The organism is Cellvibrionales bacterium, assembly GCA_016713115.1.
Lineage (GTDB): Bacteria > Pseudomonadota > Gammaproteobacteria > Pseudomonadales > UBA7239 > UBA7239.
In genome coordinates this window covers 1043676-1068633 of record JADJPU010000001.1, presented here as the reverse complement: position 1 = coordinate 1068633, position 24958 = coordinate 1043676, and the positions used below count along the sequence as shown (strand labels likewise).

Below are 24958 nucleotides of genomic sequence, written 5' to 3'. Positions count from 1 at the left end.
CTCCGTTTACTTGCCAATACAAAAACTGCCAAAAATTTTGCCCAGCAATTCGTCACTGCTGATATTGCCCGTGATTTCACCGAGATACTGCTGCGCCAATTTCAAATCCTCTGCCAGCAATTCACCCGCGCCAGTGGCGTGAAAATGCGTCTGTGTTTGTTGTAGCAAAATATCGGTGCGCTGCAGGGCATCAACATGGCGCGCACGAGCGCTGAAACGCCCCTCACCCGCGTTTGTCAGCCCAGCAACTTGCTGCAGCCGCTCGCGCAACAAGGGCATGCCCGCGCCGGTTTTTGCTGATAAGCGCACGACTTTTTCTGTTGCGCCAGCCACCAAACCACTGCGATCAATTTTGTTTTGCACCACCAAAGTCGGCACGCTAGGCCGCTCATGCGGTGTGATGTCGCACCACAAAATATCTGGCTGCGTTTCTGGGGTGTTGCTACTGTCCACCAATAGCAACACCAAATCTGCGCGCTCAATTTCTGCCCACGCGCGACGAATACCCTCTTGCTCCACCGGATCACTGCTATCGCGCAAACCAGCTGTGTCGATAATGTGCAGAGGCAAGGCGTCGATAGTGATGTGTTCGCGCAATACATCGCGCGTCGTGCCAGCAATGTCAGTGACGATGGCGGCATCACGCCCCGCCAGCGCATTCAACAAACTGGATTTACCCGCATTGGGTTTGCCTGCAATCACCACTTGCAAGCCATCGCGGATCACCGCGCCTTGTTTGGCTGCTTGCAGCACACTTTCTACAGCAGCAACAATCGCCGCGAGCTGAACAGAGACGGTTTTATCCGCGAGAAAATCGATTTCTTCTTCAGGAAAGTCCAACGCCGCTTCCACATACATGCGCAGATGCAGCAGCTGTTCAACCACGGTGTGCACCGCGCGTGAAAACTCGCCCTGTAACGAATGTACGGCATTGCGCGCCGCCTGTGCAGAACCTGCGTCGATTAAATCGGCAATGGCTTCCGCCTGCACCAGATCCAATTTGTTATTGAGGAATGCGCGCTCAGAAAACTCACCTGCGCGAGCGATGCGTGCGCCGTGTTGCACACAAGCTTGCAGCAACAAGCTCAGCACTTGTGCGCCACCGTGGCCGTGTAGTTCCACCACATCTTCACCGGTAAACGAAGCGGGCGCGGCAAAATACAGCGCGATGCCCTCGTCTATCGCACCATCGGCATCTGAAAAAACACTGTATACGGTGGTGCGCGGTGGCAATTTTTTTTGAGTGATTGCTTCACCGATCGTTAACGCTTTTGCGCCAGACAACCTCACGATACCAATGCCACCTTTGCCGGAGGCGGTGGCAATGGCAGCGATGGTGTCGCGATCCAGCGCCGTCATTTGGCTTTGGCTTTTTCCATGGATTTATAAATCCAGAATTGGTGCGTCATGGAGATCAAGTTATTGACCAACATATACAACACCAGACCGGCGGGGAAAAACAAAAACATGCCGGTGAAAATAATCGGCATCAGCTGAAACACTTTTTGTTGCGTAGGATCTGCAGCAGGCGGATTCAACTTCTGTTGTACCCACATGGAAGCTCCCATCAACAACGGCAGCACGAAATAAGGATCTTGCACCGACAAATCCACAATCCAGCCGTAAAACGGCGCTTGCCGCAAATCGACACTTTCCATCAGCGACCAGTACAGCGCGATAAACACCGGCGTTTGAATAATCATCGGCAAGCAACCCAACATCGGGTTGGCTTTTTCTTTTTGATACATCTTGAACATTTCTTCGCGCAACTTGGTCGGGTTGTCGCCGTAGCTCTCTTTCATCTCCTGCATTTTCGGCGCGAGTTTTTTCATCACCGCCATCGAGCGATAACTCAACGTTGACGGCCACAAAAAGAGCAACTTCACGCACAGCGTCAAGCCGATAATGGCCAGACCCCAGTTGCCGACGACAGAATGGATCCAATGTGTCAGCGAAAATAGCGGTTTAGCGATCCACCACAGCACGCCGTAATCCACGGTGAGATCGAGATAAGGCGCGAGATTTTCCAAGCGTTTGACATCTTTCGGTCCCACATAAAATTGTGCGCCCAATGTGGCTTCACTGCCCGATGCAATTTCTACACGCGGGCCGGTGAAGCCGAGAAAATACAGATTATTTTTTTCATCGTGCTTGGTGTAGAAGCTGTTGGTTGTCGTTGCCGCAGGAATCCACGCGCTGACAAAATAATGCTGCACCATTGCAATCCAACCGCCGGTAATTTTTTCTTTCAGCGGCGTTTTTGCCATGTCGTCAAAACTCATTTTCAAATAGTGCTGCTCGCTTGTAGTAGTAGCGCCACCCAAAAATGGACTGATGCCAATGCCGCCGCCCGAGCTCACCGGCTCGTGTGTATCGCGTTTGATTTGACCGTAAAAATACGCACTCCACGGCTGCGGCGTGGTGTTTTTCACCAGATAAGAAACATCTACCAGATGCTCACCGCGCTTTAAGGTGTAGCGTTTGATAATGTTGGCACCGGCACTGTCAGCAAGCTGCAAATCCACCACCAAACTGTCTGCATTTTCTGCCATGTCGTAGCGCGCCTGCTGCGCCACAAAGCGCGGGCGCAGCGCACCTTGGTCGATACCGTTATCACCAATCAAGCCACTTTGCGCGATATAGGTGTTGGTATTCGTGCGCGTCAACACCACGAACGGGTGTTCAGGCTCATTAATTTTGGCGGGATAACTGCGCAGCGCCGCCATCACGAGGTCACCGCCATCAGTGTCGACTTTTTGATGCAATTTATTGCTGTAAATATTGATAATTTTTTCTGCGGTTTTTGTGGCAACAACGGCATTGCTTGAAGTTGCTGCGTCAGGCGCTGTAGGTGTATCCGCGTTATTACTCGGCATTGCGGGTGTGTCGGTGAGCGCGGTGGTTTCCGGCGTTATTTGCTCAGCATTGGCCTGCGCAGGTTTTTGCGTTTGCTGAAATTTATTCCATTCCACCAAGAGCATGAGTGAAACAGCGGCTATGGCGACAATCAAAATAGGGCGTTGGAAATCCATCGTCTGGGTCTACTGCGTGGGAGGTTGATGAGAGGTTTGGCAATTAGCCATTACTTCCGGCACGGGATCAAACCCGCCCGGATGCCAAGGATGGCATTTTAGGATGCGTGCCGCGCCAAGGTAAGAGCCGCGCAACACGCCGTGCTTGTCTATGGCTTCGTGGGTGTAACGCGAGCAGCTGGGATGAAAGCGGCAGCGGTGTGGCAGCAGTGGGCTGATGCCATCACTGTAAAACCGCAACAGCGCCAGCACAGGCTTTTTCATGGCTGATGCTCGCTACTATTTAGCGCTTGCTTACGCTTCTGTTTCAGCAGGCGCTGCCACTGCGTGTCTATCGTGGCACGCAACTGTGCGTTATCCAGCTTACCCAGCCCCGCTCTGGCCAAAGCCACGATATCCAACCCACTCAGTTCGTGTTGATGGTGGCGAAAACTCTCGCGTAGCTGGCGCTTGATGCGATTGCGCTGCACCGCCAAGCGCACATGTTTTTTTGCGATGACGAGGCCTAAGCGCGCTGGTGCAGCGGCATCGGTTATGCGCACTAACAAGAGCAGGGAGGCGTGGGAAGCTTTGAGTGTATTGCCGTCAAAAACCGCTTTGTACTCACGCGGCAACAACAAGCGCTGTTGGCGCGTAAAACACTGGCTGGATGGCGTAAGAGGGGAAAGTAGGGCTTGTTCGCCCGCTGCTAGCGCAACGGGCTCGTCAGTCGTGGACACACAGAAGCCGAAGGCGGTGCGTCGCGGCGCGGCAATTAGACCGTCAGACGCTTGCGGCCTTTGGCGCGACGGCGGCTCAATACGATGCGGCCGTTTTTGGTGGCCATGCGAGCACGGAAACCGTGTGTGCGCTTGCGCTTCAAAACGCTGGGCTGGAATGTACGCTTGCTCATGCTGCACCTATCTGTCTATCGTGGACGACGATTACCGCTGCTGCGGCTTTGTCGAGAAAAAAGAGGCGGCATTGTACAGAACCGAGGCGAGGCTGACAACGGTTCCCTGCTGACTAATTACGCAAATGCTAGTCCGGTCAATTTTTAAAGTTATCCACAGCATATTCCCATCTTTTATCCAAGATTCGCCCTTGAGCGCCCTGCTATTTCCGCCATAATGCCTCCCGCGAGTGCGCTTGTGGATAAAATACCTGCCAGATGCCTCTTTTCTTGTCTTAGCACCCCTCGTCTTTCGTAGGATTTCTATGCAGCAACTATGGAGCTATTGCCTTTCCCGTTTACAAGACGAGTTGCCAGGCCAGCACTTCAATACGTGGATACGCCCTTTGAGCTTGGCGCCCAGCAGCGGCAACCCGCGCCAACTGGTGATCGCTGCTCCTAACCGCTTTATTGCTGATTGGGTCAATAATAAGTATCTCGCACGGATGCAAGATTTGCTGCGCGAAGCTTGCGAGCGGCAGAACGCCGAACCCGTAACCGACATCCTCGTGCAGGTTGCACCTGCAGCTGCGCGCCCGCTGTTTGCCGTGGAAGAATCAAAGGCCGTGGTCGCCCCCCCGCCTGTCTCAGCACGCGCAGCCGTGCCAACCATCGCCTTGAACACCACGCCCGCACCTGCTGCCGTTTCTCGCATTGTTGTGCCGCCTTCGGTGATTACCCCGCAAGTCGAAGGCGATGTAAAACATCAGGGCAACATCAACCCCAATTACACCTTCAGTAATTTTGTCGAAGGCAAGTCTAACCAGCTGGCCCATGCCGCAGCCCTACAGGTGGCAGAAAATCCTGGTGGCGGATACAACCCGCTTTTTATTTACGGTGGCGTGGGTTTGGGTAAAACGCATTTGATGCACGCGGTGGGCAATGCACTGTTGGAGAAGAAACCCAATGCGCGCGTGGTGTATTTACACTCCGAGCGCTTTGTAGCCGACATGGTAAAAGCACTGCAATTAAAAGCGATGTCCGAATTCAAACGCTTTTATCGCTCGGTCGATGCCTTGTTAATTGACGACATTCAATTTTTTGCCGGCAAGGATCAATCACAAGAAGAATTTTTTCATACCTTTAATGCACTATTGGAAGGCGGTCAACAAATGATTGTGACTTGTGACCGCTATCCAAAAGAAATTGCTGGTTTAGAAGAACGCTTGCGGTCGCGCTTTGGCTGGGGTTTAACCGTTGCCGTCGAGCCACCGGAACTGGAAACGCGCGTCGCCATTTTGATGAAAAAAGCAGAAGAAGTCGGTGCGTCATTGCCGCCCGATGCCGCTTTTTTTATTGCTCAACGCATTCGTTCTCATGTGCGTGATTTGGAAGGTGCATTGAAGCGCGTCATCGCCCATTCAAAATTTACCGGCGAAGCGATTGATATTGAATTGGTAAAAAAATCACTCAAAGACTTGCTCGCGTTGCAAGATAAATTGGTGAGCATCAGCAATATTCAATCCACCGTTGCAGAGTACTACCGCATCAAAACCAGTGAATTGATGGCCAAGCGCCGAAACCGCTCGGTTGCGCGTCCGCGCCAGATGGCGATGGCGCTAGCCAAGGAATTGACCAACCATTCCCTGCCGGAAATTGGTGATGCATTTGGTGGACGCGATCACACCACGGTGTTGCACGCTTGTCGTAAAATTCGCGAGTTGCGCGATAGCAGCGCCGACATGCGCGAAGACTACAAAAAACTACTGCGCGCATTGACCACATAAAACACTGACAGCGCCCGCGAACACTGACAGAATACGCGGCGAACATTTCACGGCACTGGGAGCCAGCACACATGCAATTCACTATTCAGCGCGAAGCTTTGTTGAAACCACTGCAATTGGTGGCTGGTGTGGTGGAACGCCGCCAAACCCTACCTGTGCTCAACAATGTTCTGATGGTGCTGCGCGAAGGCGAGTTGGCGATGACCGGCACCGACTTGGAAGTGGAGTTGGTCGGTCGCGTGCGAGTGGACGACGAGATCCAAGCGGGCGAGATCACCGTGCCCGCCCGCAAATTTTTAGACATCGTGAAATCGCTACCCGAAGGGGCTGTTGTTAGTTTTTCTCTTGAAAATCAAAGAGTTACAATAAAATCTGGCCGCAGCCGCTTCACCCTTTCCACCCTGCCCGCCTCCGAATTCCCCGTGGTAGAAGACAGCCCCAACACGCTGTCATTCTCTTTGCAGCAACAGCAACTTAAACGCCTGATCGATGCTGTGTCTTTCTCTATGGCGCAGCAAGATGTGCGCTACTACTTAAACGGCATGCTGTTGGAGATCACTCCCGAATTTATTCGCACGGTGGCGACCGATGGCCACCGTTTGGCGTTGTGCACTTTACAAACTGCTATCGAAGGCGCAAGCGCACGCCAAGCCATTTTGCCGCGCAAAGGCGTCATGGAATTGGTGCGTTTTCTAGCAGACAACGAGCAACCGGTGCGTGTACTGCTGGGCAATAACCATCTGCGTGCACAGACTGATGACTTCACCTTCACCACCAAATTGGTAGACGGCAAATTCCCCGACTACGAGCGCGTGCTGCCACGCGGCGGCAACAACTTGATCCAAGCGGTGCGCCAGGAATTGCGCCAAGCGTTTTCACGCGCGGCCATTTTGTCCAACGAAAAATACCGCGGCGTGCGCCTGATTCTAGAGCCAGGCCAATTAACTTTGGTGGCCAACAACCCCGAGCAGGAAGAAGCCGAGGAAACCGTCACGATTGATTACGACGGCGCAGGCTTTGAAATTGGCTTTAATGTCAATTACTTGGTGGATGTACTCAATGCATTGGGCGGCGAAGCGGTGCGCGTGTCTCTGGCCGACGCTAACAGTAGCGCCTTGGTGGAGTCGGTCGATAGCGCCGATGCCGTCTATGTTGTGATGCCGATGCGTCTGTAACTATCGCGGCTTGATAAATCTCGCACGCTTCCTCTTCTGTTCAGGTCATCCTTGTGCCGATAAAACGCCTGCATATACAGGGCGTGCGCAATCTGGCACAGGTAGCCATAGAAAACTGTGGTGCCGTCAATATCTTTACTGGCAGCAATGGCAGCGGCAAAACCAGTCTCTTAGAAGCTATTTTTATTTTGGCGCGCGCGCGCTCCTTTCGCAGCAGCCAATTCAACACCGCTATCAACCACCTACTCACCCGCTGCGTGGTCTTTGCTGAGATGCAAGACGGCACCAGTATCGGCGTGATGCGCTCACGCAATGAGCAACACCTGTTTAAAGTAAACGGCAATCCTATTCATTCTGCTTCACAGTTGGCGGATGTGTTGCCTTTGCAGTTGATTGACGCAGAATCCTTCTCTCTCTTGGAGGGCGGCCCTAAAGTACGGCGGCAATTTTTGGATTGGGGCGTGTTCCACGTGGAACCAGAATTCCTCTTTCATTGGCGACGGGTACAGAAAGCCATCAAACAGCGCAACAACTTATTGCGCCAAGCCAAAGCTAAAAATGCTAAAATTATCGATTCAGAATTAGCGCCTTGGGATACTGAATTAGTGCAGTGCGCTGAAAAAATTGATGTCATGCGCGCGCGCTATTTGCGGCGTCTGGCTCCACATTTTTCGCGCCTACTGAAGCACTTGGTGGAGTTAGAAACCCCGGAATTGCATTACCGTCGGGGTTGGTCTGAAACCTTGTCGTTGGATTTGGTATTACAGAAAGACAGTGCGCGCGACTTGCTTCACGGCACCACGCACAGCGGCCCACAGCGCGCTGACATAGATATCTATATTGGGGGACGGCCAGCGGAAACGGTTTTATCGCGCGGCCAAGAAAAATTACTGGCCTGTGCCTTACGCCTAGCACAGGGGATTTTGCTACACGAAGTCACAGGAAAGACCTGTGTCTATCTGGTGGATGATCTGCCAGCGGAACTGGATTTGCAGCGGCGACAGGCTTTGTGCCGGCAATTAAGTGCTATGCGCAGCCAAGTATTTGTTACCGCTACGGATCCAGATAGCTTAAAAGATTGTTGGCCGAATACCGCTGACACTCAATGGTTTCACGTGGAACAAGGCAAGGTTGGCTTCAGCACCTCGCCCTAGATGTTTTTTATCGCAGCAGGAAGTCAAAGGTAGTGATAATGAGTACAAATACAGAAGCCCTTAACACTTTGGACGATAACAGCGGCTACGGCGAAGCCAGTATCCAACAATTGGAAGGTTTGGAAGCGGTACGCAAACGCCCTGGGATGTACATCGGGGACACCTCTGATGGCACCGGCTTGCATCACTTGGTATTCGAAGTGGTCGATAACTCTATCGACGAATCGTTGGCGGGTTACTGCGATGATATCCGCGTCACTATCCATGCCAATAATTCCATCACGATCTCAGACAACGGCCGTGGGATTCCACCCGGTGTAAAAATGGATGACAAGCACGAACCCAAGCGCAGCGCGGCAGAAATTGCGCTGACGGGTTTGCACGCTGGCGGTAAATTCAATCAAAACAGCTACAAAGTATCCGGCGGTTTGCACGGCGTGGGTGTGAGCTGTGTGAATGCCTTGAGTAAATTTCTGCGTTTGACGGTGCGCCGCGATGGCAAAGTACACAGCTTAGAGTTCAGCCAAGGTGCTGTCTTGAATCGTGAAATAGTGGATGTCGACGGTATTCCCACCTCCCCTATGAAAATCACCGGCAACACAGACAAGCGCGGTACAGAAGTCACCTTCCTGCCCGACACCGAAATCTTCACTGAAAACCACGAGTTTCACTACGATATTCTCGCCAAACGCCTGCGCGAGCTGTCTTTCTTAAACTCGGGTGTACGCATCGTGCTCAAAGACGAGCGCAGCGGTCAGGAAGAAACTTTCCAATACGAAGGGGGTTTGGCTGCTTTTGTCAGCTACCTCAATGTCAACAAAACACCGCTCAGCAATGTGTTCCACTTTCTTGTGCCACAGGGTGAACAGTCCAACGGTATCGGTGTAGAAGTAGCACTTCAGTGGAATGATAGCTACCAAGAAAATGTGTACTGCTTTACTAACAACATCCCGCAACGCGACGGCGGCACGCACTTGCAAGGTTTTCGCACGGCCTTGACGCGCACCCTCAACAACTACATGGAAAAAGAAGGCCTACTGAAGAAGGAAAAAATCAGTACCAGTGGCGAGGATATGCGTGAAGGTTTGACCGCTATCGTGTCCGTAAAAGTACCGGATCCAAAATTCTCCAGCCAGACCAAGGACAAGCTGGTGTCATCCGAAGTGACCAATGTGGTCGCAGCGGTGATGAGCGAGAAGTTTGAAGAATACCTGTTAGAAAACCCCGCTGCCGGTAAAACTATCGTCGGCAAAATTATCGATGCCGCGCGCGCGCGTGAAGCCGCCAGAAAAGCCCGCGAAATGACGCGCCGTAAAGGAGCACTAGATATTGCCGGCCTACCGGGAAAATTGGCTGACTGCCAGGAGAAAGACCCCGCCCTCTCCGAACTCTACTTGGTGGAAGGTGACTCGGCGGGCGGCTCCGCCAAGCAGGGTCGCGACCGCCGCACACAAGCGATACTGCCGCTGAAAGGCAAAATCTTGAATGTGGAAAAAGCACGCTTCGATAAAATGCTTTCATCACAAGAAGTAGGGACTTTGATTACAGCCATGGGTTGTGGCATTGGCAAGGACGAATTTGACCCTGAGAAGCTACGCTATCACCACATCATCATCATGACGGATGCCGATGTGGACGGCTCGCACATTCGCACCCTGCTGCTGACCTTCTTCTTTCGCCAAATGCCAGAATTGATACAACGAGGCTATGTGTATATTGCCCAACCTCCGTTATATAAGATTGCCAAAGGCAAGCAACATCAATACCTAAAAGATGAGCAAGCACTAACAAACTATCTAACGCAAGCCGCGTTGGACGGCACCAGTTTGCATGTGAACGCCCAAGCACCCGGCATCAGCGGTTCGGGTTTAGAAACGCTAGTCACGGAATACCGCAGCGTCATGGCGATTATTGAGCGCTTATCTCGCCTCTACCCTCCTGCTGTTTTAGAAGAATTGATTTACCAAGCAGAGTTAAACCTTGATCAGCTCAAGCAGCGAGAGCCAGTACAAGCTTGGTGCGAGCGTCTACAAACAGCACTGGAGCAAAATGCTAACGGCAGCCATCGTTTTGATGTGAGCGTGTACGAAGACACAGAGCGTGACTTGTACCTGCCAGCTGTGCGCATCACTGCGCACGGCGTGCCGATTGAGCATGTGTTACAGCGCGATTTCTTTGCTTCCGGTGAATACCAACACATCGTGAAACTCGGACAACAATTGCAGGGGCTATTGGAAGAAGGTGCCTTCGTGAAACGCGGCGAAAAAACTGCACCGGTTTCCAGCTTCAAACAGACTTTAGAATGGTTGATGGACGAATCGCGCAAAGGGCACACCATCCAGCGTTACAAAGGTTTGGGTGAGATGAATCCAGACCAGCTGTGGGAGACCACCATGGACCCCGCCAGCCGCCGCATGCTGCGCGTGACGATCGAAGACGCCATCGCCGCTGATCAGATGTTCACCTGCTTAATGGGTGACGCTGTAGAGCCGCGCAGACACTTTATCGAGACCAATGCACTGGCTGTTGCCAACCTCGATATTTAACATTTTTTGCATCACACCTAGGCTGCATTACGCAGCCTTTTTTATATCTTCTGTTAATTACTATTAAACATGAATAAATATATAGGTATGTAATGTTATTTTTTTGTGGTGATTATTGAGGGCGCACTTTTCTGTGGAAAACTCTAAAAAAGCCAAACAGTAACAGTGTTTCAGACAAGGATAACTGTGGGAAAAAGACTGAAAAAATCGTCGATAGTCTGTACAACAAAAATTAAGAAAATCGACAAAAATGACCGTGGGTATAGTTGTTCATTTTTGAGGTCGAGTTACTGACATACAACCCACAACATCGTCGTAAAAAAACAGTTATACACAGGCAGATGTGGGCAGTTTGGTAATAACTAGCGGTCCAAAGGCGAGAGTACGCCGCCAGGCCCGCGATTAAGGACATGCGTATAGATTTGCGTAGTTTTCACATCCGAGTGACCGAGCAATTCTTGTACGGTGCGTATGTCGTTGCCACTCTCCAATAAATGGGTGGCGAAAGAATGACGCAGCACATGTGGCGTCACAGGCTTGTTGATGAGTGCTTGTTGGGCGGCTTGTTTCACCGTGCGCTGAATGCGTTTCGGATCCAGATGGTGTCTGCCCTGCTGTTTGGTCAATGGATCGACTGACAAATTGTCGGCGGGAAAAATATATTGCCAAGGCGTTTCCGTTGGTGCTTTAGGATATTTGTTTGCCAGAGCATAGGGCAGTGAAGTGTGGCCCAAGCCTTGGGCAAGATCCGCTTGGTGAATCTCCAAGGTTTTTTCAACCTGTTTTTGTAGAGCAATTTTTAAGGATTGCGGTAGTACAGTGACGCGATCTTTACTGCCTTTGCCATCGCGAATCACTATCGCGTTGCGCGAAAAATCCAAATCTTTTACGCGCAGACGCAAACCTTCCATCAAGCGCATGCCGGTGCCGTACAACAAACGCACAAAAAGATTTAGCGTAGGATGCGGTATCGCAGCGAACAGGGCATGTACTTCGCGCACGCTCAACACAACGGGCAGATGACGCGATGGCTTGGCGCGCACGATGCCGTCTAGCCACGGTAAATCAATCACCAGCACTTCTTTGTAAAGAAATAGTAGGGCATGCAGTGCTTGGTTTTGCGTAGACGGCGAAACCCCGCGATCAACCGCGAGATAAGAGAGAAAAGATTCAACTTCTGCCGCCGCCATATCACGCGGATGGCGTTTGTGATGAAACAAAATGAAATTACGAATCCATGCTATATAAGAGCGTTCGGTGCGCAGGGAATAGTGTTTGATGCGCAGACGATGCCGAACTTGTTCGAGCAGTTTTGGTTCAGGCGCAGAGACAGGGGATGTCGTAAAAGAATCCATAATAACTTCCTTGTTTTGTGTAAATCACTGATGTATAAAGGTCTTCCAGACCTTCGGCGGCAATTTATACACCATGTTGAAAAATTTTGCACCAACTATCGTTTTTTCAGTGTCGCCGAATTTAAGTTAGATAACAACGGACACCGCGCGCAGTAACGACTGAAAAAATGTGCGGCGAAAATCGTCGGCAAATTGAAGAGATTTCCTACAAAAAAATCAGAAAAAGCTGGCAGACTTTCAAACTTATTTCAGCTACCCTGAGTCCGCTTTGCGTCGCTCAAGCGAGCTTAGAGCGAACGTCAAGCCTGACCACAGGGTAGTGAGCTTTTAAATCTGCACTGTGCTGTTTTTCCGAGATTTGCCGTAGTCACTACGAAAAGGCCGAACGATGAGCAAGCGAGCTTTAGTGGTAGATGGCACTTGGTCGTCATCTAACAAGTCGTTAAAGCGGACTGTTTTGGTCGGCGCATGCTTCGCATGTTATTCGCCGCCAAAAGCGTTGCGCGCACTTTGTGCGCTACACTCACCCGCTTAACTCCCGTGTTAGATAACAACGGACACCGCGCGCAGTAACGACTGAAAAAATGTGCGGCGAAAATCGTCGGCAAATTGAAGAGATTTCCTACAAAAAATCAGAAAAAGCTGGCAGACTTTCAAACTTATTTCAGCTACCCTGAGTCCGCTTTGCGTCGCTCAAGCGAGCTTAGAGCGAACGTCAAGCCTGACCACAGGGTAGTGAGCTTTTAAATCTGCACTGTGCTGTTTTTCCGAGATTTGCCGTAGTCACTACGAAAAGGCCGAACGATGAGCAAGCGAGCTTTAGTGGTAGATGGCACTTGGTCGTCATCTAACAAGTCGTTAAAGCGGACTGTTTTGGTCGGCGCATGCTTCGCATGTTATTCGCCGCCAAAAGCGTTGCGCGCACTTTGTGCGCTACACTCACCCGCTTAACTCCCGTGTTATGCACCAAGCGAAAATGTTTTTTGAATTTTGTGCCAGTAGAAAAAGTTAAGTTGTTCCGCGTTTTCCAATTAAAGTAAAACGCTTTGAAATTAAGCAGTAACGGAAAGCAGTCCTTTGTCAGAAAGCGCGAGCGTTGCGGTGTTTGAAAGTAAATCCTTCGCACAGAGCGTTCCGCACGTTTTCCTTTCAAGAGTTTTCTGGTAAGTTCTTTGTCAGGTAGCACGCAACTTTTGTGCGTGCTGAAAAATAATAGAAGGGGAGTTGCGTGTTGCAAATGAATTGCTTTGTAGCTACAGCATCGCTTATGCATAACAAGTCGCTCAAGGTCGTTCGCTGCGCTCACTGGACTCGCAGCGTCGCTGCTCGCCCCTTAGCTTGTCGTTAGCCTTATTTCGTCATGAATAAATTTCTAGCACATAGCAAATACATAGACTTTGACCATCCACTTGTTGCCGGCAAAGCAGCTGCATTAGCCCAAACTGCTTCCGGGGAAGTGGAGCTGGCTAAATCGTGCTTTGAGTTTGTGCGGGATGAGATTCAGCACAGCTGGGACTACAAACGAAACCCTGTAACCTGCAAAGCATCTGATGTACTGATTAATGGCACTGGTTATTGCTATGCCAAGAGCCATCTTCTAGCTGCCTTACTACGCGCCAATGGCATCCCTTCAGGCCTCTGCTATCAGCGCCTTTCGGTAGGTGACTCAGGTGCGCCTTACTGCCTTCATGGCCTGAATGCCGTCTTCCTTAATGGGTACGGCTGGTACCGCATTGATGCACGGGGTAATAAATCTGGTGTATCTGCTGAATTCTGCCCACCCATAGAATCACTCGCATTCCCTATTCGTGAGCACCAAGAGCGTGATTTACCTGAAATTTGGCCAGAACCGTTGCCTATAGTAATTTCTACCCTTGAACAGTTCACTGATGTGGTAGAAGTTCATGCAAACCTACCAGATGTACCACTGGCAGGCTAACAACTCGCTCAAGTCGGACACAGTGTCAGGCCTTTGGCCTGTCACTGCGCCGCTTAGCTCCAACGTTATGTGCTGCTAGGAAATTGAGCATGTCATTCAGAAAAATAACCGCAATTTTCGTAACATGGTTAATCTGGTTGCCTGTATCAATTGCGATTTCATTTAAGTTATTTGGTTGGGGCGGTCAATGTGCAGTAGACAACTGCGGAACAAATGAGCCGTGGTGGAATAACCTACTCTTTGTAGTTTGGGTATTTGGCGTACCAGTTTTATATACAATTTTTCTTGTAACTAGGTCACGCCAAGCAGGAAGAGAAAATGGCAGCTAGCGCATCACATAACAAGTCGCTCAAGGTCGCGGCTTCGCGGCTGGACAGCCTCAACCGGCGCATGCTTCGCATTATATGCGCCGCTTGTGTCTGCCCCTTAGCTCTGCGTTAGGCGTCAAAGAGGAAAACCATGTCCTGGATTTTTACCAAGTATTTCATTACAGCCGCAGTTGTCGTGCTTGTGTCTGAACTGGCAAAGCGCAGTGACAAATTGGGTGGCTTAGTGGCGGCGTTGCCACTGGTTACAATTCTTACGTTAATTTGGTTATATGTTGAAAACCAGCCATCTTCCAAAATTGCTAATCACGCGTGGTACACATTTTGGTACGTTGTTCCCACGCTTCCTATGTTCCTTGTGTTTCCAGCGCTGTTGCCGCGTTACGGTTTTTGGCCTAGTTTGTTAACTTGCGTGTTTATTACCGGCAGTAGTTTTGCTTTGTTTGCGGTCATTGTTCGTCGCTTTGGCATAGAGTTACTCTAGCAATGCCGCCTAACAAGTCGCTCAAGGCGTTCACTTCGTTCACTGGGACAGTCCAAACCGGCGCTGCTTCGCATTATCGCGCCGGTTGGCCTGCCCCTTATCTCCAGCGTTAGGGTGTTGCATGAACGAACGATTATTGAAAATTGTTAAGCATTCAAAATCTTTTATCGTTAATGCAACGTTTACCATTGTTGTTTTATATTTTTTATTTAGCCATCTATTAAATATTATCAATGGCTATAGAACTATCGATGACAAAACGTCCCAGAATGGCCGTTACACGATAACTAGGTTCGAGGCTGTTGGAGAAAATATATATGCTCCATATGGCACTATTCTTGCGCTAAGCGGTAAAAGAGTCGGCTCGCCGAAAGATGGGCATGTAATATTTGGTGGGTACTGTAGTAATGGAATGAAATATGAATGGAAAAGTCCTGAAAATATAGAAATTATTTGTGAGAAAACAAATGATGAAATTTCATCATATACGGAATCAAGTATTGCAAGTGGTATAAAAATCCATGTTGAAAATATTGTACACCCTAACAAGTCGCTCAAGGTCGCGCCATAAATGGCGCTGGACGTCCCCAACCGGCGCATGCTTCGCATTTTATGCGCCGCTTGTGGCCGCCCCTTAGCTCGGCGTTAGGCAAACAATTAACCACCACCGGAGATAATCATGAAAATTTCTACAGTTACAACGGTTCTACTTGCATCAGCACTATCTTCTGGCTGTGTTGCAACATATGTAACAAAAGAAGTATCTGTCACCAAGGACGCAAATGGAAAAGTTGTTCAAACTGTTGAAACTGAAAAAGCCGAGCAGCGCCAGTCTTTCATGCCGTTCTCACTAAAATATTTAAATTTGAAATAATATTTGTTCGCCTAACAAGTCGCTCAAGGTCGCGCCATAAATGGCGCTGGACAGCCCCAATCGGCGCATGCTTCGCATTGTATGCGCCGCTTGTGTCTGCCCCTTAGCTCTGCGTTAGGTGACTATGAAGCCTCTGTATTACGCCATTATCGTAATTATTGAAGTGGCAATCTTGGCTGCATCAAGTTTTCTGTTTTTCATAGCCGGTGCACATGCTCCGAGACTATGGGAAATATGGCTATGTATGCTTGTTAATTTTGTTGTAGTAATAATGCTTTCAGTGCAAGCAGTACGCCGTATAAACAGAAACCGTATTGGAGAAGCAATTATAATTGCCATACTTTCTCTTCCTGTTGGAATAGCTGTAGCTTTAATTATTGGTGCAATTGAGTCATCAATTTTTAATCACATACAAGAGAAAAAATATGAAAAATATAGGTATTAGTTCGTCACCTAACAAGGCGCTCAAGGTCGCGGCTGCGCCGCTGGACGTCTCCAATCGGCGCATGCTTCGCATTTTACGCGCCGCTTGTAGCCGCCCCTTAGCTTTGCGTTAGAGACCAATCGAGAAGCAATAGCATGGTGCTTAGGGTTTTTGTACAGTTTTTGATATGCCTTCTTGTTATTCCCCTGATGGGCGGCATTGTTCAAGCAGTAACAGGAAAAACCACTCCTGCTGTGTTTGGCAGCATGGTCGCCATGGTTCCAATAGTTGTAATAATGCTGTGGGGTTCCAACTTTATAGGAAGACTGCAAGAAGATGCCTGGAAACAGAAGTTCGAGCGAGAATCTAAGGTTGTTTTGCGAATCGCTAGGCCGGTAATCATATTATCCGTGTTGCTTGGTGTTGCACTATCGCGGCTTAGGTAAAGGAGTTTTATACATGTTGGTCTCTAACAAGTCGCTCAAGTTCGTTCCGCGCGTTGCGCGTCACTGGACGCCCTCAACCGGTGCTGCTTCGCAGCTTATCACCGGTTTCGGTCGCCACTTAGCTCCACGTTGGGCACCATGAAACTAACAATCGACCACAACGTTATTATTGATTTAGCAAACGGATCTTCAAACGTTGCTCGTCTTCGTGAAATTATCGAAGCAGAACAGAATCAAGTATATGTTGTTGAAATTGGCGCATCAGAGATGCGCCAGCGTGGTATTCGTCCAGATAGATACGATTTATTCGAGGAGCTTTTGAAAGAGGCTGGTATTAGTAAATTACCTCGTCTCATGCCAATGATGATTTGGAATGTAACCTTTTGGGATCACGGAATTTGGTCAAACAGCTCCATGTCAAATTGCGCCAAAGAGATAGAGCAGATTCTTTTTGGTGAGTCGCCTCCTATCAACATAGCAGGCGAGTCTGATACAACTCCGAAATTTGCCGCGTGGCTGAATAGAATATGTGATGTACACACGATGTGGAGTCATTTGTATTATGCAAACGACGTTTTTGTTTCTTCAGACCGTAATTTTCATAAAACAACAAAACATCCCCGTCTAATAGAAATGGGAGCTGGAAAAATTTGCAGGCCAGAGGAGCTATGATGCCCAACAAGTCGCTCAAGCGGGACTGCCACAACCGGCGTTGCTTTCAGCATAACGCCGGTTGCGTACGTTTCGCGCTTCGCGCTCCACTCAGCCCCTTAGCTCTGCGTTATACCTCATAGCGGAAGTCACGTGCAAAAAATAAAAATAGTGGTGATCAATTTTTTAATCGCAAGTTTTGTCCTTGCAGCGATTATGCATTTAATATTTTTCAGAACAAAAGCATTTGATATTTCAAGTTTCATGCCGTTTCTAATGGAATATGCAATGGTAATAGCAGGCCCTTTTTCTGGGTTTTTATTGGCAGCGTTCTTTCCGCAGACATTTACGTATGCAACGGCAGCAATTGGCTGTGTAATAGCTGCAATTATTGTATGGCGGCTTATGCGGTGGTTCCAAAGTGACGTAGAGTTAAATCCATTGAACAAGTGGCTTATATTTACATGGTGTTTAACTGGTTTCATACACGCTGCTTTGCTAATTGGTACGGGCATATGAGGTATAACAAGTCGCTCAAGGCCGCTTCGCTGGACAGCCCCAATCGGCGCATGCTTCGCATTTTACGCGCCGTTTGCGTCTGCCCCTTAGCTCTGCGTTAGGCACCAAAGGAGGCTCCTTGATAATCCGATTTCTAGCACTGCTTTTCTCAGCTGTTGTACTTGTCTCTCTTGGTCATGCACAAGAAAAAACGCATGAGAGCTCTAATTGGGGGAAATACTTTAGTGATTTCAACGCTAAAGGTACAATAGTTGTAGTAGATGAACGCACAAACGGTAATTCCACATCGGTTTATAATGAATCCCGGGCTCAGCAGCGCTATTCGCCTGCGTCCACATTCAAGATTCCGCATACCCTTTTTGCGCTGGATGCAGGGGCGGTTCGCGATGAGTTTCATGTTTTTCGATGGGACGGCGCTAAAAGAAGCTTTGCAGGTCACAATCAAGACCAAAACCTACGATCGGCAATGCGCAATTCTACCGTTTGGGTCTATCAACTATTCGCAAAAGAAATAGGCGAAAACAAAGCACGAAGCTACCTAGAAAAATTAAACTACGGCAATGCAGACCCCTCGACCAAGAGCGGTGACTACTGGATAGATGGAAATCTTGCAATTTCAGCAAATGAACAAATTTCCATCCTAAAGAAGCTTTATCGAAATGAGCTTCCTTTTAGGGTAGAGCACCAACGCTTGGTTAAAGACTTGATGATTGTCGAAGCCAAACGCGATTGGATACTACGTGCCAAAACAGGCTGGGATGGTCAAATGGGTTGGTGGGTCGGTTGGGTAGAGTGGCCTACAGGCCCAGTATTTTTTGCGTTAAATATCGACACGCCAAACAGGATGGAAGACCTTCATAAACGAGAGGCAATTGCGCGTGCTATTCTTCAATCCGTCAATGCTTTGCCACCCAACTAGCAGCCCAAACCCCCTGTTGTGCCTAACAAGGCGCTCAAGTCGGACAGCCCAAACCGGCGCATGCTTCGCATTATGCGCGCCGGTTCGGTACGTTGCGCGCTTCGCGCTCCACTCTGCCGCTTAGCTTGGCGTTAGGCCGTTTGTTCTGCTACGGGCTTGGCTGTTGAGTTGATTTAATCCCTCGCAATTCAGCAGAAGTTAACAAGGAGGGTAACTTTGGAGAATAAAATGAAAAGAGTATTAGTATTGTGTGCGGTTTCACTTCTTGCTGGTTGTCAGGGCGCAAATGTTACTTCTCAAATTAGAGAATCCGGTGAAACAGGTTCAAGTAAAATGATTCGTTGCACTGCTCTTAATACAGGTAGCGAGCAATCAGTAAACGATGATTTAAAACAGTATGACGGTTGGAAAATGGTTTATGCATCTGAATACACTACAGCAAATAAATCCAATACTGCTGCTGTAATGTGCTTTGAAAAGCCATATAAATAAGAAAAGTAAGAAAACATGCAACGGCCTAACAAGTCGCTCAAGGCCGTTCGCATGCGCTCACTGGACAGCCTCAACCGGCGCATGCTTCGCATTTTACGCGCCGCTTGTGTCTGCCCCTTAGCTCTGCGTTAGCTGCCTACAATGAAAATTTCCCAAGCTAGAATTGAAGAAATGGATTCAGTGAGGAGATTATTCACGGAGTATCAACATTGGCTTGGAATTGACCTTTCATTCCAGAATTTTGAAGCGGAGCTAAATTCATTGCCAGGATGTTACGCTGCACCTACAGGTGCTATTTTTCTTGCCACAGAAAACAGCAATCCCATAGGTTGTGTAGCAATCAGGCAGTTCAGTAAAAGTGAAGCAGAACTAAAGCGCATGTACGTTGTTCCAGAGGCAAGAGGGCGGGGAGTAGCAAAAGCGCTATTACAGCAAGCTGTTGGCATGGCCTCGCTGCAGGGTTATAAAAGTATCGTGTTGGACACATTGCCAAGCATGGAATCCGCTAAGAAACTTTATAGCCAGTTTGGGTTTGTCCCTACAACGCCTTATTACAATAGTCCCATTTCTGGCACGGAGTATTATCGCCATGTATGCAGCTAACAAGTCGCTCAAGGCGTTCGCTGCGCTCACTGGGACAGTCCAAACCGGCGCTGCTTCGCATTGTCGCGCCGGTTCGGCCTGCCCCTTAGCTCGGCGTTAGGTATTTTCAATCGCAGTATTAACCAAGGACAACAAAATGCTGAAAATCTCAAAGAAAGTGATAGACAGAATATCTACAAATCTAAAAACATTTCAACAAGTTGCAGCGTCACATAAAAGTAAAGATGTATCAGAAGCAGACACGGTAACACTGGTAAAAGATATTTTGTCTTCCTGCTTTGGCTTCGACAAATATCAAGAGTTAACAAGTGAGCAGCAAATTAGAGGGACATTTTGTGACCTTGCTGTGAAAATTGACGGAAAAATTAAATATCTAATTGAAGTTAAGGCGGCTGGAGTCAGCCTTAACGACTCACATCTTCGGCAGGCTATCGGTTATGGCGCAAACCAAGGCATAGAATGGGTAGTTCTCACCAATGCAATAGAATGGAAGCTGCATCGCATAAAATTCGGACAGCCCGTTGATCACGAAGAGGTGTCCGCTTTCAATCTTCTGGATGTAAACCCCAAGAAAGAAGATGACATGAAGAAAATGTTTCTGCTTTGTAGAGAGGGCATAAGCTCTGCAGCAATGGACGCGTATCACCAACATACCCAGATACTAAATAGATACACAATTGCTCAAATAATTCTCACAGAGTCAGTTGTTTCTGCTATCAGAAAGGAAGTTAAAAAGTTCTTTCCAGAAATCAAAATTGACCAAGAGCAAATTTCAGACATTCTAAACAATGAAGTTCTGAAGAGAGACGTAATAGAAGGAGATAAGGCCAAGGAAACACAGCAAAAAATTAAAAAGTTGTCCGCAAAGCTGGCTAAAGCATCAGAAAAGAAAGAAAAGCCATCAGAAAAACCAACAGAGTCAGCCTCAGAAACTATAGAAAATGGCGAAAATACCTAACAAGTCGCTCAAAGTCGTTCGCTGCGCTCACTGGACTCGCGGCTTCGCCGCTCGCCCTTTAGCTCGGCGTTAGGCGTCAAAGAATTTGTCTTTTGTTTTAAGTGAAAAACTTTGTAGGAATTGCGGCAGTAATTTCGCCGCGCAAGTTCTGCAAAGTAGCAGCAATAGAAAAAGTATCAAAAACGCAGTGTTGGAAAGTCTGCTTCTGCCCTGCTCGAAAATGCTTCGTCATAAGTTGCGCGGCTTCATCGCTGCGTTTAGGCTTGCAGCAACATAAACATTACAAACAGTAGCTCGAGGGAAAAGAGCAGTGAAACCAGCAGCAAACCACCAGCCTAACAAGTCGCTCAAAGGCGTTCGCGTTGCTCACTGGACTCGCCGTAAACGGCTCGCCCTTTAGCTCGGCGTTAGGCGTCATGCTTTTTTGTCTTTTGTTTCGAGTGTGAACGCTGTAGAAACTTGGGCAGTTTTTTCTCCGCGCAAGTTCTGCAAAGAAGATGTTTTACTAAAAAGTTTCAACAACGCAGCTTCGGAAACACTGTTTTCTGCGCTGCTAGAAAATCCTTCGTCAGAGCTTGCGCGGCTTTATCGCGGCATTTAGTCTGGCAGCACCAGAAACATTACAAACAGTAGCTTTCGGGAAAAGTGTAGTGATGCAAGCAGCAAACCACCTGCCTAACAAGTCGCTCAAAGGCGTTCGCTGCGCTCACTGGACTCGCCGCTGCGCGGCTCGCCCTTTAGCTCTGCGTTATGAGTAAAAGAATGAGCGTTGTCCAAGTCAAAGAAAAAATATTAAAGCTATGTGAATTTATTGTTTATGCAATTTTTGGTTATGTTGCTCTTTGGTTTTTAACATGGGTAATAGCATCTTTAAGCGTAAATCCTGGCATATCGCACGAAATTAGAAAGGCAATGTATGAAAGCGGCTGTAAATCATCTGTCAAATCAAAGGACTATAATCCAGCCAATGTATTTAATTTTTACCTAGATTTTGACTACTGGACAGCAGACTATCGGCTTGGAATATCCGAGTTCAATGATGCCAAGTGCAAAAATGTTCTTATCCAGAGCATTAATATGTTTGAAAAATCGAGACGCAGTATCAAGGTTCTTATTGTCGATGAAAATAATAATATTCTCATGTCAATAAAGCGGTATCCTAAAAATGAAAAGTAGCATTTTTACTCATAACAAGTCGCTCAAGGATCGCTCACTTCGTTCGCTGGACAGCTTCAGTCTGGGCATGCTTCGCATGTTATGCCCAGCCTTACGCTGCCCCTTAGCTCTGCGTTAAATACCATTTGGAGAGTTCATCATGTCTATAGAAAATTATTGGGGCGACAAAGAGCAATACGACTATCCTGCCTTGGTTGCAGAATTAAATTCCTTGCTAAAGCTCCAAGCAATTATCACAGGCATGAAGCGTTTCGCCACCGTAGAAGAAATGGAAAGCATTCCAAAAATCCGCCGCCCTAATCCAGCAGAAAAATTAAACACAGACCAAATCGTCGGTCAAAGCCGTTGGTTGGGTTATACCATTGGCGTTACCGTAGAAAATCTTATGGGTTCCCAATGTAGTGCGGTTGTCGGTTTATCGCCCCGCGATGAAGAGTTTCTCAGTGGTAATGCTTTCAATGGCATGTGGTACAGCTCACTTGAAGACAGTGCAGAACACCAGCGCCAAATGTCTTGTGCGTCTTATGGCAATTACACATCCTTGGCGGTTTCTCCCATCGTTTCTGGGCGTTTAGGCAATCCAGACATATGTTTAATTTATGCCACGCCTGGGCAAATGATTCTTTTTATAAATGGGCTTCAGTGGTCTGGGTACAAAAAGCTGTCTTTTACGTGCGTAGGTGAAAGTGCGTGTGCAGACTCTTGGGGTAACGCCCTTAAAACAGGCGAACCATCTCTTTCAATACCGTGCTATGCAGAAAGAAAGTTTGGCGGTGTCCAAGACAATGAAATGTTAATGGCATTACCGCCTTCTTTTTTGCCAGCAGCAGTCAATGGTTTGAAAGCGCTTGCCAAGAATGGAATGCGTTACCCAATTCCAAACCACGGAATTGACGTTTCGCCAATGACAACCTTTATGAAAATCTACGGCTAATGGTATTTAACAAGTCGCTCAAGGACGCGGCTTCGCCGCTGGACAGCCCCAACCGGCGCATGCTTCGCATTGTATGCGCCGATTGTGTCTGCCCCTTAGCTCTGCGTTAGGTTTCCCCGTATGCCAGGCACAAACCATTTTTCCAGAATGAATTATCACGTTCTTAGAGGAATGCGAGAATTGCTCAGCGATCGCGCATTGTCCAAAAAAGAATGGGCAACAATACGGAGTTTTTTTAACTCCACTTGTGCTTTTTGTGGGTGTCCAGATACAGGGAATCCGAGAACAGGAATTGTTCCAGATCATTTAATTCCTGCCGTTCATCACGGAGAGAATTGTATCGGTAACATAGTTGCTTCGTGCCAAGACTGTAATGACAAAAGAGGCAAGAAAAATTGGCGCACTTTCATTCAAGAGCAGTTTCCAGCAGAATCCCAAAGCCGTATTGCAAGAATTGAACAGTATCTAGCTATTTATCAATACAGCATTCCAGCCAGTGCCCATCATCACCTTACAGACGAAGAAACCAGTAACTACTTAGAAATACTTAATCAGTGGCAGCTAGTATGGGAAAGAGCAGTTGAGCTTAGAAACTCTGTAAAAAAACGGAGGAAAGGTGGGTAAACCTAACAAGTCGCTCAAGGATCGCTCACTGCGTTCGCTGGACAGCCTCAACCGGCGCATGCTTCGCATTATATGCGCCGCTTGTGTCTGCCCCTTAGCTCTGCGTTAGGCATTTCAATGAGCATCGCACGAGAGATATCTGACTTCTTAATGATTTTCTTCTTTTTAGGAGGGGCTCTGCTTTTAGTATGGGTAATGTTTAAACAAAAAGATGGCTATCTAAAGTACGCAATTGGAGCCCTAGATAAGAAACTTTTACCTATAAAAGACCATATTGGTGAATATGAATTTTTCACAACAGGTCACCCAGATGTTTGGGTGCAGACAAATTACAAAGATCTGTGCAAAATCATAGGGTCGAGTTGCAGGGGAGTGCCTGGTTCAACTGTTGGATCATATATAGTTGGTCCAGCCAATGTATTTGTAAAAATAAACGAAGAAAAGAAAGCTATATATGTCATTGTAAGTGGGTCGGAGTCTACGAAATGTGAGTGGCCGCAGCTCATGCATTACCAAGAATGGGTAGAAAGCAACAAAGCATTAGCAGAAAGAATTGCAGAATATAAAGAGAAGGAGGCCAGAAATGCCTAACAAGTCGCTCAAGGGCGCTTCGCTGGACGTCCGCAGACGGCGCATGCTTCGCATTTTATGCGCCGCAGCGTCCGCCCCTTAGCTCCGCGTTAGGTACCAAATAAAACCATGCGCCTCTGGTCAATACATCCCAAATATCTAGACGCGCAAGGAATCGTTGCACTTTGGCGTGAAACGCTTTTGGCGCAAGCCGTGCTCAGGAATGAAACAAAGGGCTATCGAAATCATCCACAATTAGAAAGATTCAAGAGCTGCAATGCGCCGTTGTCGGCAATTTCCATTTATTTGAAGCATATCCATGAAGAATCAGAAAATAGAGGGTACAGCTTCAATAAATCAAAAATTGGTGCCGCAAGAAAACCAATATCAATAAGTGTCACCAACGGTCAAATGAATTACGAATGGCAACATCTAATGGCAAAGCTGAAGCAGCGCAGCCCAGCGGTGTATGAAAAGTGGTACAAATGTAAAACAATAGAGCCGCATCCGCTGTTTACAGTTTATGCGGGTGAAATTGAGGAATGGGAGAAGCAATAAGTGGTACCTAACAAGTCGCTCAAGGCGTTCGCTGCGCTCACTGGGACAGTCCAAACCGGCGCTGCTTCGCATTATCGCGCCGGTCTGGCCTGCCCCTTAGCTCTGCGTTAGGTGCAAAACAACACCACCATGCAAATAGAGGGTTATATGAAAAAATACACAATGCTTCTGGCAATACTTGCAATAACCGGATGTGCATCACCAGCGAAATATACTAGTGCTTCAATGAAGCACTATGACCAAAATACAGACTATGCAATAGAGCCAAGCGACAAAGGTTTTGTGGTATCGGTTTACTACTCACGCTATCAATTTATGCCTGAAAGTGACGCTGTGGCAATTGCATGTAGGCAGGCACTTACATCAATTGCACATGATCATGCGTCAAAGTCTGGACGTGAAATTGAACAAGTCAATGAGCAGGCTCTACGCATATCATTGGGTCGTAATGGAATAACAGGCATAACTTCTTGCAGCGCAACGGCTCCAGCCAAATGGAAATAATTGCACCTAACAAGTCGCTCAAAGGCGCTCGCGTTGC

Annotated in this window: 29 protein-coding genes; 22 read left to right on the top strand and 7 right to left on the bottom strand. The window is 48.1% G+C overall.

The genetic code is table 11. From position 1 onward, the window contains the following. Positions 1-6: 6 nt before the first annotated feature. From mnmE to rpmH, 5 genes are read right to left on the bottom strand one after another with little or no spacing between them, the layout of a single operon-like run. Positions 7-1359: a tRNA uridine-5-carboxymethylaminomethyl(34) synthesis GTPase MnmE gene (mnmE, locus tag IPK30_05120; protein ID MBK8102663.1), complete on the bottom strand. Its 1353-nt coding sequence runs from the start codon at positions 1357-1359 to the stop codon at positions 7-9. Continuing rightward, complete coding sequence (yidC, locus tag IPK30_05115; protein ID MBK8102662.1) at positions 1356-3032, bottom strand: membrane protein insertase YidC; 1677 nt, start codon at positions 3030-3032, stop codon at positions 1356-1358. The genes mnmE and yidC overlap by 4 nt, the downstream gene beginning before the upstream one ends. 9 nt (positions 3033-3041) lie before the next feature. Further along, complete coding sequence (gene yidD, locus IPK30_05110) at positions 3042-3296, bottom strand: membrane protein insertion efficiency factor YidD (protein MBK8102661.1); 255 nt, start codon at positions 3294-3296, stop codon at positions 3042-3044. Beyond that, entirely contained in the window at positions 3293-3751 is a 459-nt protein-coding gene (gene rnpA, locus IPK30_05105; GenBank protein MBK8102660.1) for a ribonuclease P protein component, read from the bottom strand. Before rnpA ends, yidD begins: the two co-directional genes overlap by 4 nt. Positions 3752-3786: 35 nt before the next feature. After that, on the bottom strand, positions 3787-3924 hold the full coding sequence (rpmH, locus tag IPK30_05100; GenBank protein MBK8102659.1) for a 50S ribosomal protein L34: 138 nt from the start codon (positions 3922-3924) through the stop codon (positions 3787-3789). 305 nt (positions 3925-4229) lie between these two features. Between rpmH and dnaA the strand changes: the two genes are divergently transcribed. From dnaA to gyrB, 4 genes are all read left to right on the top strand, one after another. Next, on the top strand, positions 4230-5690 hold the full coding sequence (gene dnaA, locus IPK30_05095; protein MBK8102658.1) for a chromosomal replication initiator protein DnaA: 1461 nt from the start codon (positions 4230-4232) through the stop codon (positions 5688-5690). Positions 5691-5761: 71 nt separating this feature from the next. Continuing rightward, the gene (dnaN, locus tag IPK30_05090) at positions 5762-6865 is read left to right on the top strand and encodes a DNA polymerase III subunit beta (GenBank protein MBK8102657.1); all 1104 of its coding nucleotides are present in this window, start codon (positions 5762-5764) and stop codon (positions 6863-6865) included. Between the two features lie 53 nt (positions 6866-6918). Further along, positions 6919-8019 (top strand): DNA replication/repair protein RecF, encoded by a 1101-nt coding sequence (gene recF / locus IPK30_05085; GenBank protein ID MBK8102656.1) that lies wholly within the window; start codon positions 6919-6921, stop codon positions 8017-8019. Between the two features lie 38 nt (positions 8020-8057). After that, complete coding sequence (gyrB, locus tag IPK30_05080; protein ID MBK8102655.1) at positions 8058-10565, top strand: DNA topoisomerase (ATP-hydrolyzing) subunit B; 2508 nt, start codon at positions 8058-8060, stop codon at positions 10563-10565. 362 nt (positions 10566-10927) lie between these two features. Here the strand turns inward: gyrB and IPK30_05075 are convergent, their stop codons facing one another. Further along, a complete protein-coding gene (locus tag IPK30_05075) occupies positions 10928-11920 on the bottom strand; it encodes an integron integrase (GenBank protein MBK8102654.1) in 993 nt (330 codons plus the stop codon). Positions 11921-13280: 1360 nt separating this feature from the next. Here IPK30_05075 and IPK30_05070 point away from each other — a divergent pair. From IPK30_05070 to IPK30_05040, 7 genes are all read left to right on the top strand, one after another. Beyond that, a complete protein-coding gene (locus IPK30_05070) occupies positions 13281-13859 on the top strand; it encodes a transglutaminase family protein (protein MBK8102653.1) in 579 nt (192 codons plus the stop codon). An 89-nt stretch (positions 13860-13948) separates the two neighbouring features. After that, positions 13949-14188: a hypothetical protein gene (locus tag IPK30_05065; protein MBK8102652.1), complete on the top strand. Its 240-nt coding sequence runs from the start codon at positions 13949-13951 to the stop codon at positions 14186-14188. 130 nt (positions 14189-14318) lie between these two features. Continuing rightward, positions 14319-14669: a DUF3147 family protein gene (locus IPK30_05060; GenBank protein MBK8102651.1), complete on the top strand. Its 351-nt coding sequence runs from the start codon at positions 14319-14321 to the stop codon at positions 14667-14669. Positions 14670-14790: 121 nt separating this feature from the next. Further along, positions 14791-15240: a hypothetical protein gene (locus IPK30_05055; protein ID MBK8102650.1), complete on the top strand. Its 450-nt coding sequence runs from the start codon at positions 14791-14793 to the stop codon at positions 15238-15240. 108 nt (positions 15241-15348) lie between these two features. Further along, positions 15349-15543, top strand: coding sequence for a hypothetical protein (locus tag IPK30_05050; protein MBK8102649.1), 195 nt, complete (start codon positions 15349-15351; stop codon positions 15541-15543). Between the two features lie 124 nt (positions 15544-15667). Then, positions 15668-15988 carry a hypothetical protein gene (locus tag IPK30_05045; protein ID MBK8102648.1) on the top strand — a complete coding sequence of 107 codons (321 nt, stop codon included), beginning with the start codon at positions 15668-15670 and terminating at the stop codon, positions 15986-15988. A 563-nt stretch (positions 15989-16551) separates the two neighbouring features. Continuing rightward, positions 16552-17085, top strand: a complete 534-nt coding sequence (locus tag IPK30_05040; protein MBK8102647.1) for a hypothetical protein — start codon at positions 16552-16554, stop codon at positions 17083-17085. A 128-nt stretch (positions 17086-17213) separates the two neighbouring features. Here the strand turns inward: IPK30_05040 and IPK30_05035 are convergent, their stop codons facing one another. Continuing rightward, positions 17214-17549, bottom strand: a complete 336-nt coding sequence (locus tag IPK30_05035) for a hypothetical protein (GenBank protein MBK8102646.1) — start codon at positions 17547-17549, stop codon at positions 17214-17216. A 152-nt stretch (positions 17550-17701) separates the two neighbouring features. On the opposite strand from IPK30_05035, the gene IPK30_05030 reads away from it, so the two are divergent. From IPK30_05030 to IPK30_04980, 11 genes are all read left to right on the top strand, one after another. Beyond that, positions 17702-18502 (top strand): oxacillin-hydrolyzing class D beta-lactamase OXA-20, encoded by an 801-nt coding sequence (locus IPK30_05030; GenBank protein ID MBK8102645.1) that lies wholly within the window; start codon positions 17702-17704, stop codon positions 18500-18502. Positions 18503-18730: 228 nt separating this feature from the next. After that, on the top strand, positions 18731-18994 hold the full coding sequence (locus IPK30_05025; GenBank protein ID MBK8102644.1) for a hypothetical protein: 264 nt from the start codon (positions 18731-18733) through the stop codon (positions 18992-18994). Between the two features lie 141 nt (positions 18995-19135). Beyond that, positions 19136-19597, top strand: a complete 462-nt coding sequence (locus IPK30_05020) for a GNAT family N-acetyltransferase (GenBank protein ID MBK8102643.1) — start codon at positions 19136-19138, stop codon at positions 19595-19597. Positions 19598-19733: 136 nt separating this feature from the next. Next, a complete protein-coding gene (locus IPK30_05015; GenBank protein MBK8102642.1) occupies positions 19734-20555 on the top strand; it encodes a type I restriction enzyme HsdR N-terminal domain-containing protein in 822 nt (273 codons plus the stop codon). 442 nt (positions 20556-20997) lie between these two features. Next, positions 20998-21156 (top strand): hypothetical protein, encoded by a 159-nt coding sequence (locus IPK30_05010; protein MBK8102641.1) that lies wholly within the window; start codon positions 20998-21000, stop codon positions 21154-21156. A gap of 161 nt (positions 21157-21317) precedes the next feature. Continuing rightward, complete coding sequence (locus IPK30_05005; protein MBK8102640.1) at positions 21318-21731, top strand: hypothetical protein; 414 nt, start codon at positions 21318-21320, stop codon at positions 21729-21731. Between the two features lie 139 nt (positions 21732-21870). Then, on the top strand, positions 21871-22665 hold the full coding sequence (locus IPK30_05000; protein MBK8102639.1) for a DUF169 domain-containing protein: 795 nt from the start codon (positions 21871-21873) through the stop codon (positions 22663-22665). A 120-nt stretch (positions 22666-22785) separates the two neighbouring features. Beyond that, positions 22786-23289, top strand: coding sequence for an HNH endonuclease (locus IPK30_04995; protein ID MBK8102638.1), 504 nt, complete (start codon positions 22786-22788; stop codon positions 23287-23289). Between the two features lie 117 nt (positions 23290-23406). Continuing rightward, entirely contained in the window at positions 23407-23880 is a 474-nt protein-coding gene (locus IPK30_04990) for a hypothetical protein (protein MBK8102637.1), read from the top strand. A 108-nt stretch (positions 23881-23988) separates the two neighbouring features. Further along, a complete protein-coding gene (locus IPK30_04985; protein ID MBK8102636.1) occupies positions 23989-24417 on the top strand; it encodes a DNA lyase in 429 nt (142 codons plus the stop codon). 147 nt (positions 24418-24564) lie between these two features. Beyond that, positions 24565-24921 carry a hypothetical protein gene (locus tag IPK30_04980; protein ID MBK8102635.1) on the top strand — a complete coding sequence of 119 codons (357 nt, stop codon included), beginning with the start codon at positions 24565-24567 and terminating at the stop codon, positions 24919-24921. The last annotated feature ends 37 nt before the right edge of the window (positions 24922-24958 follow it).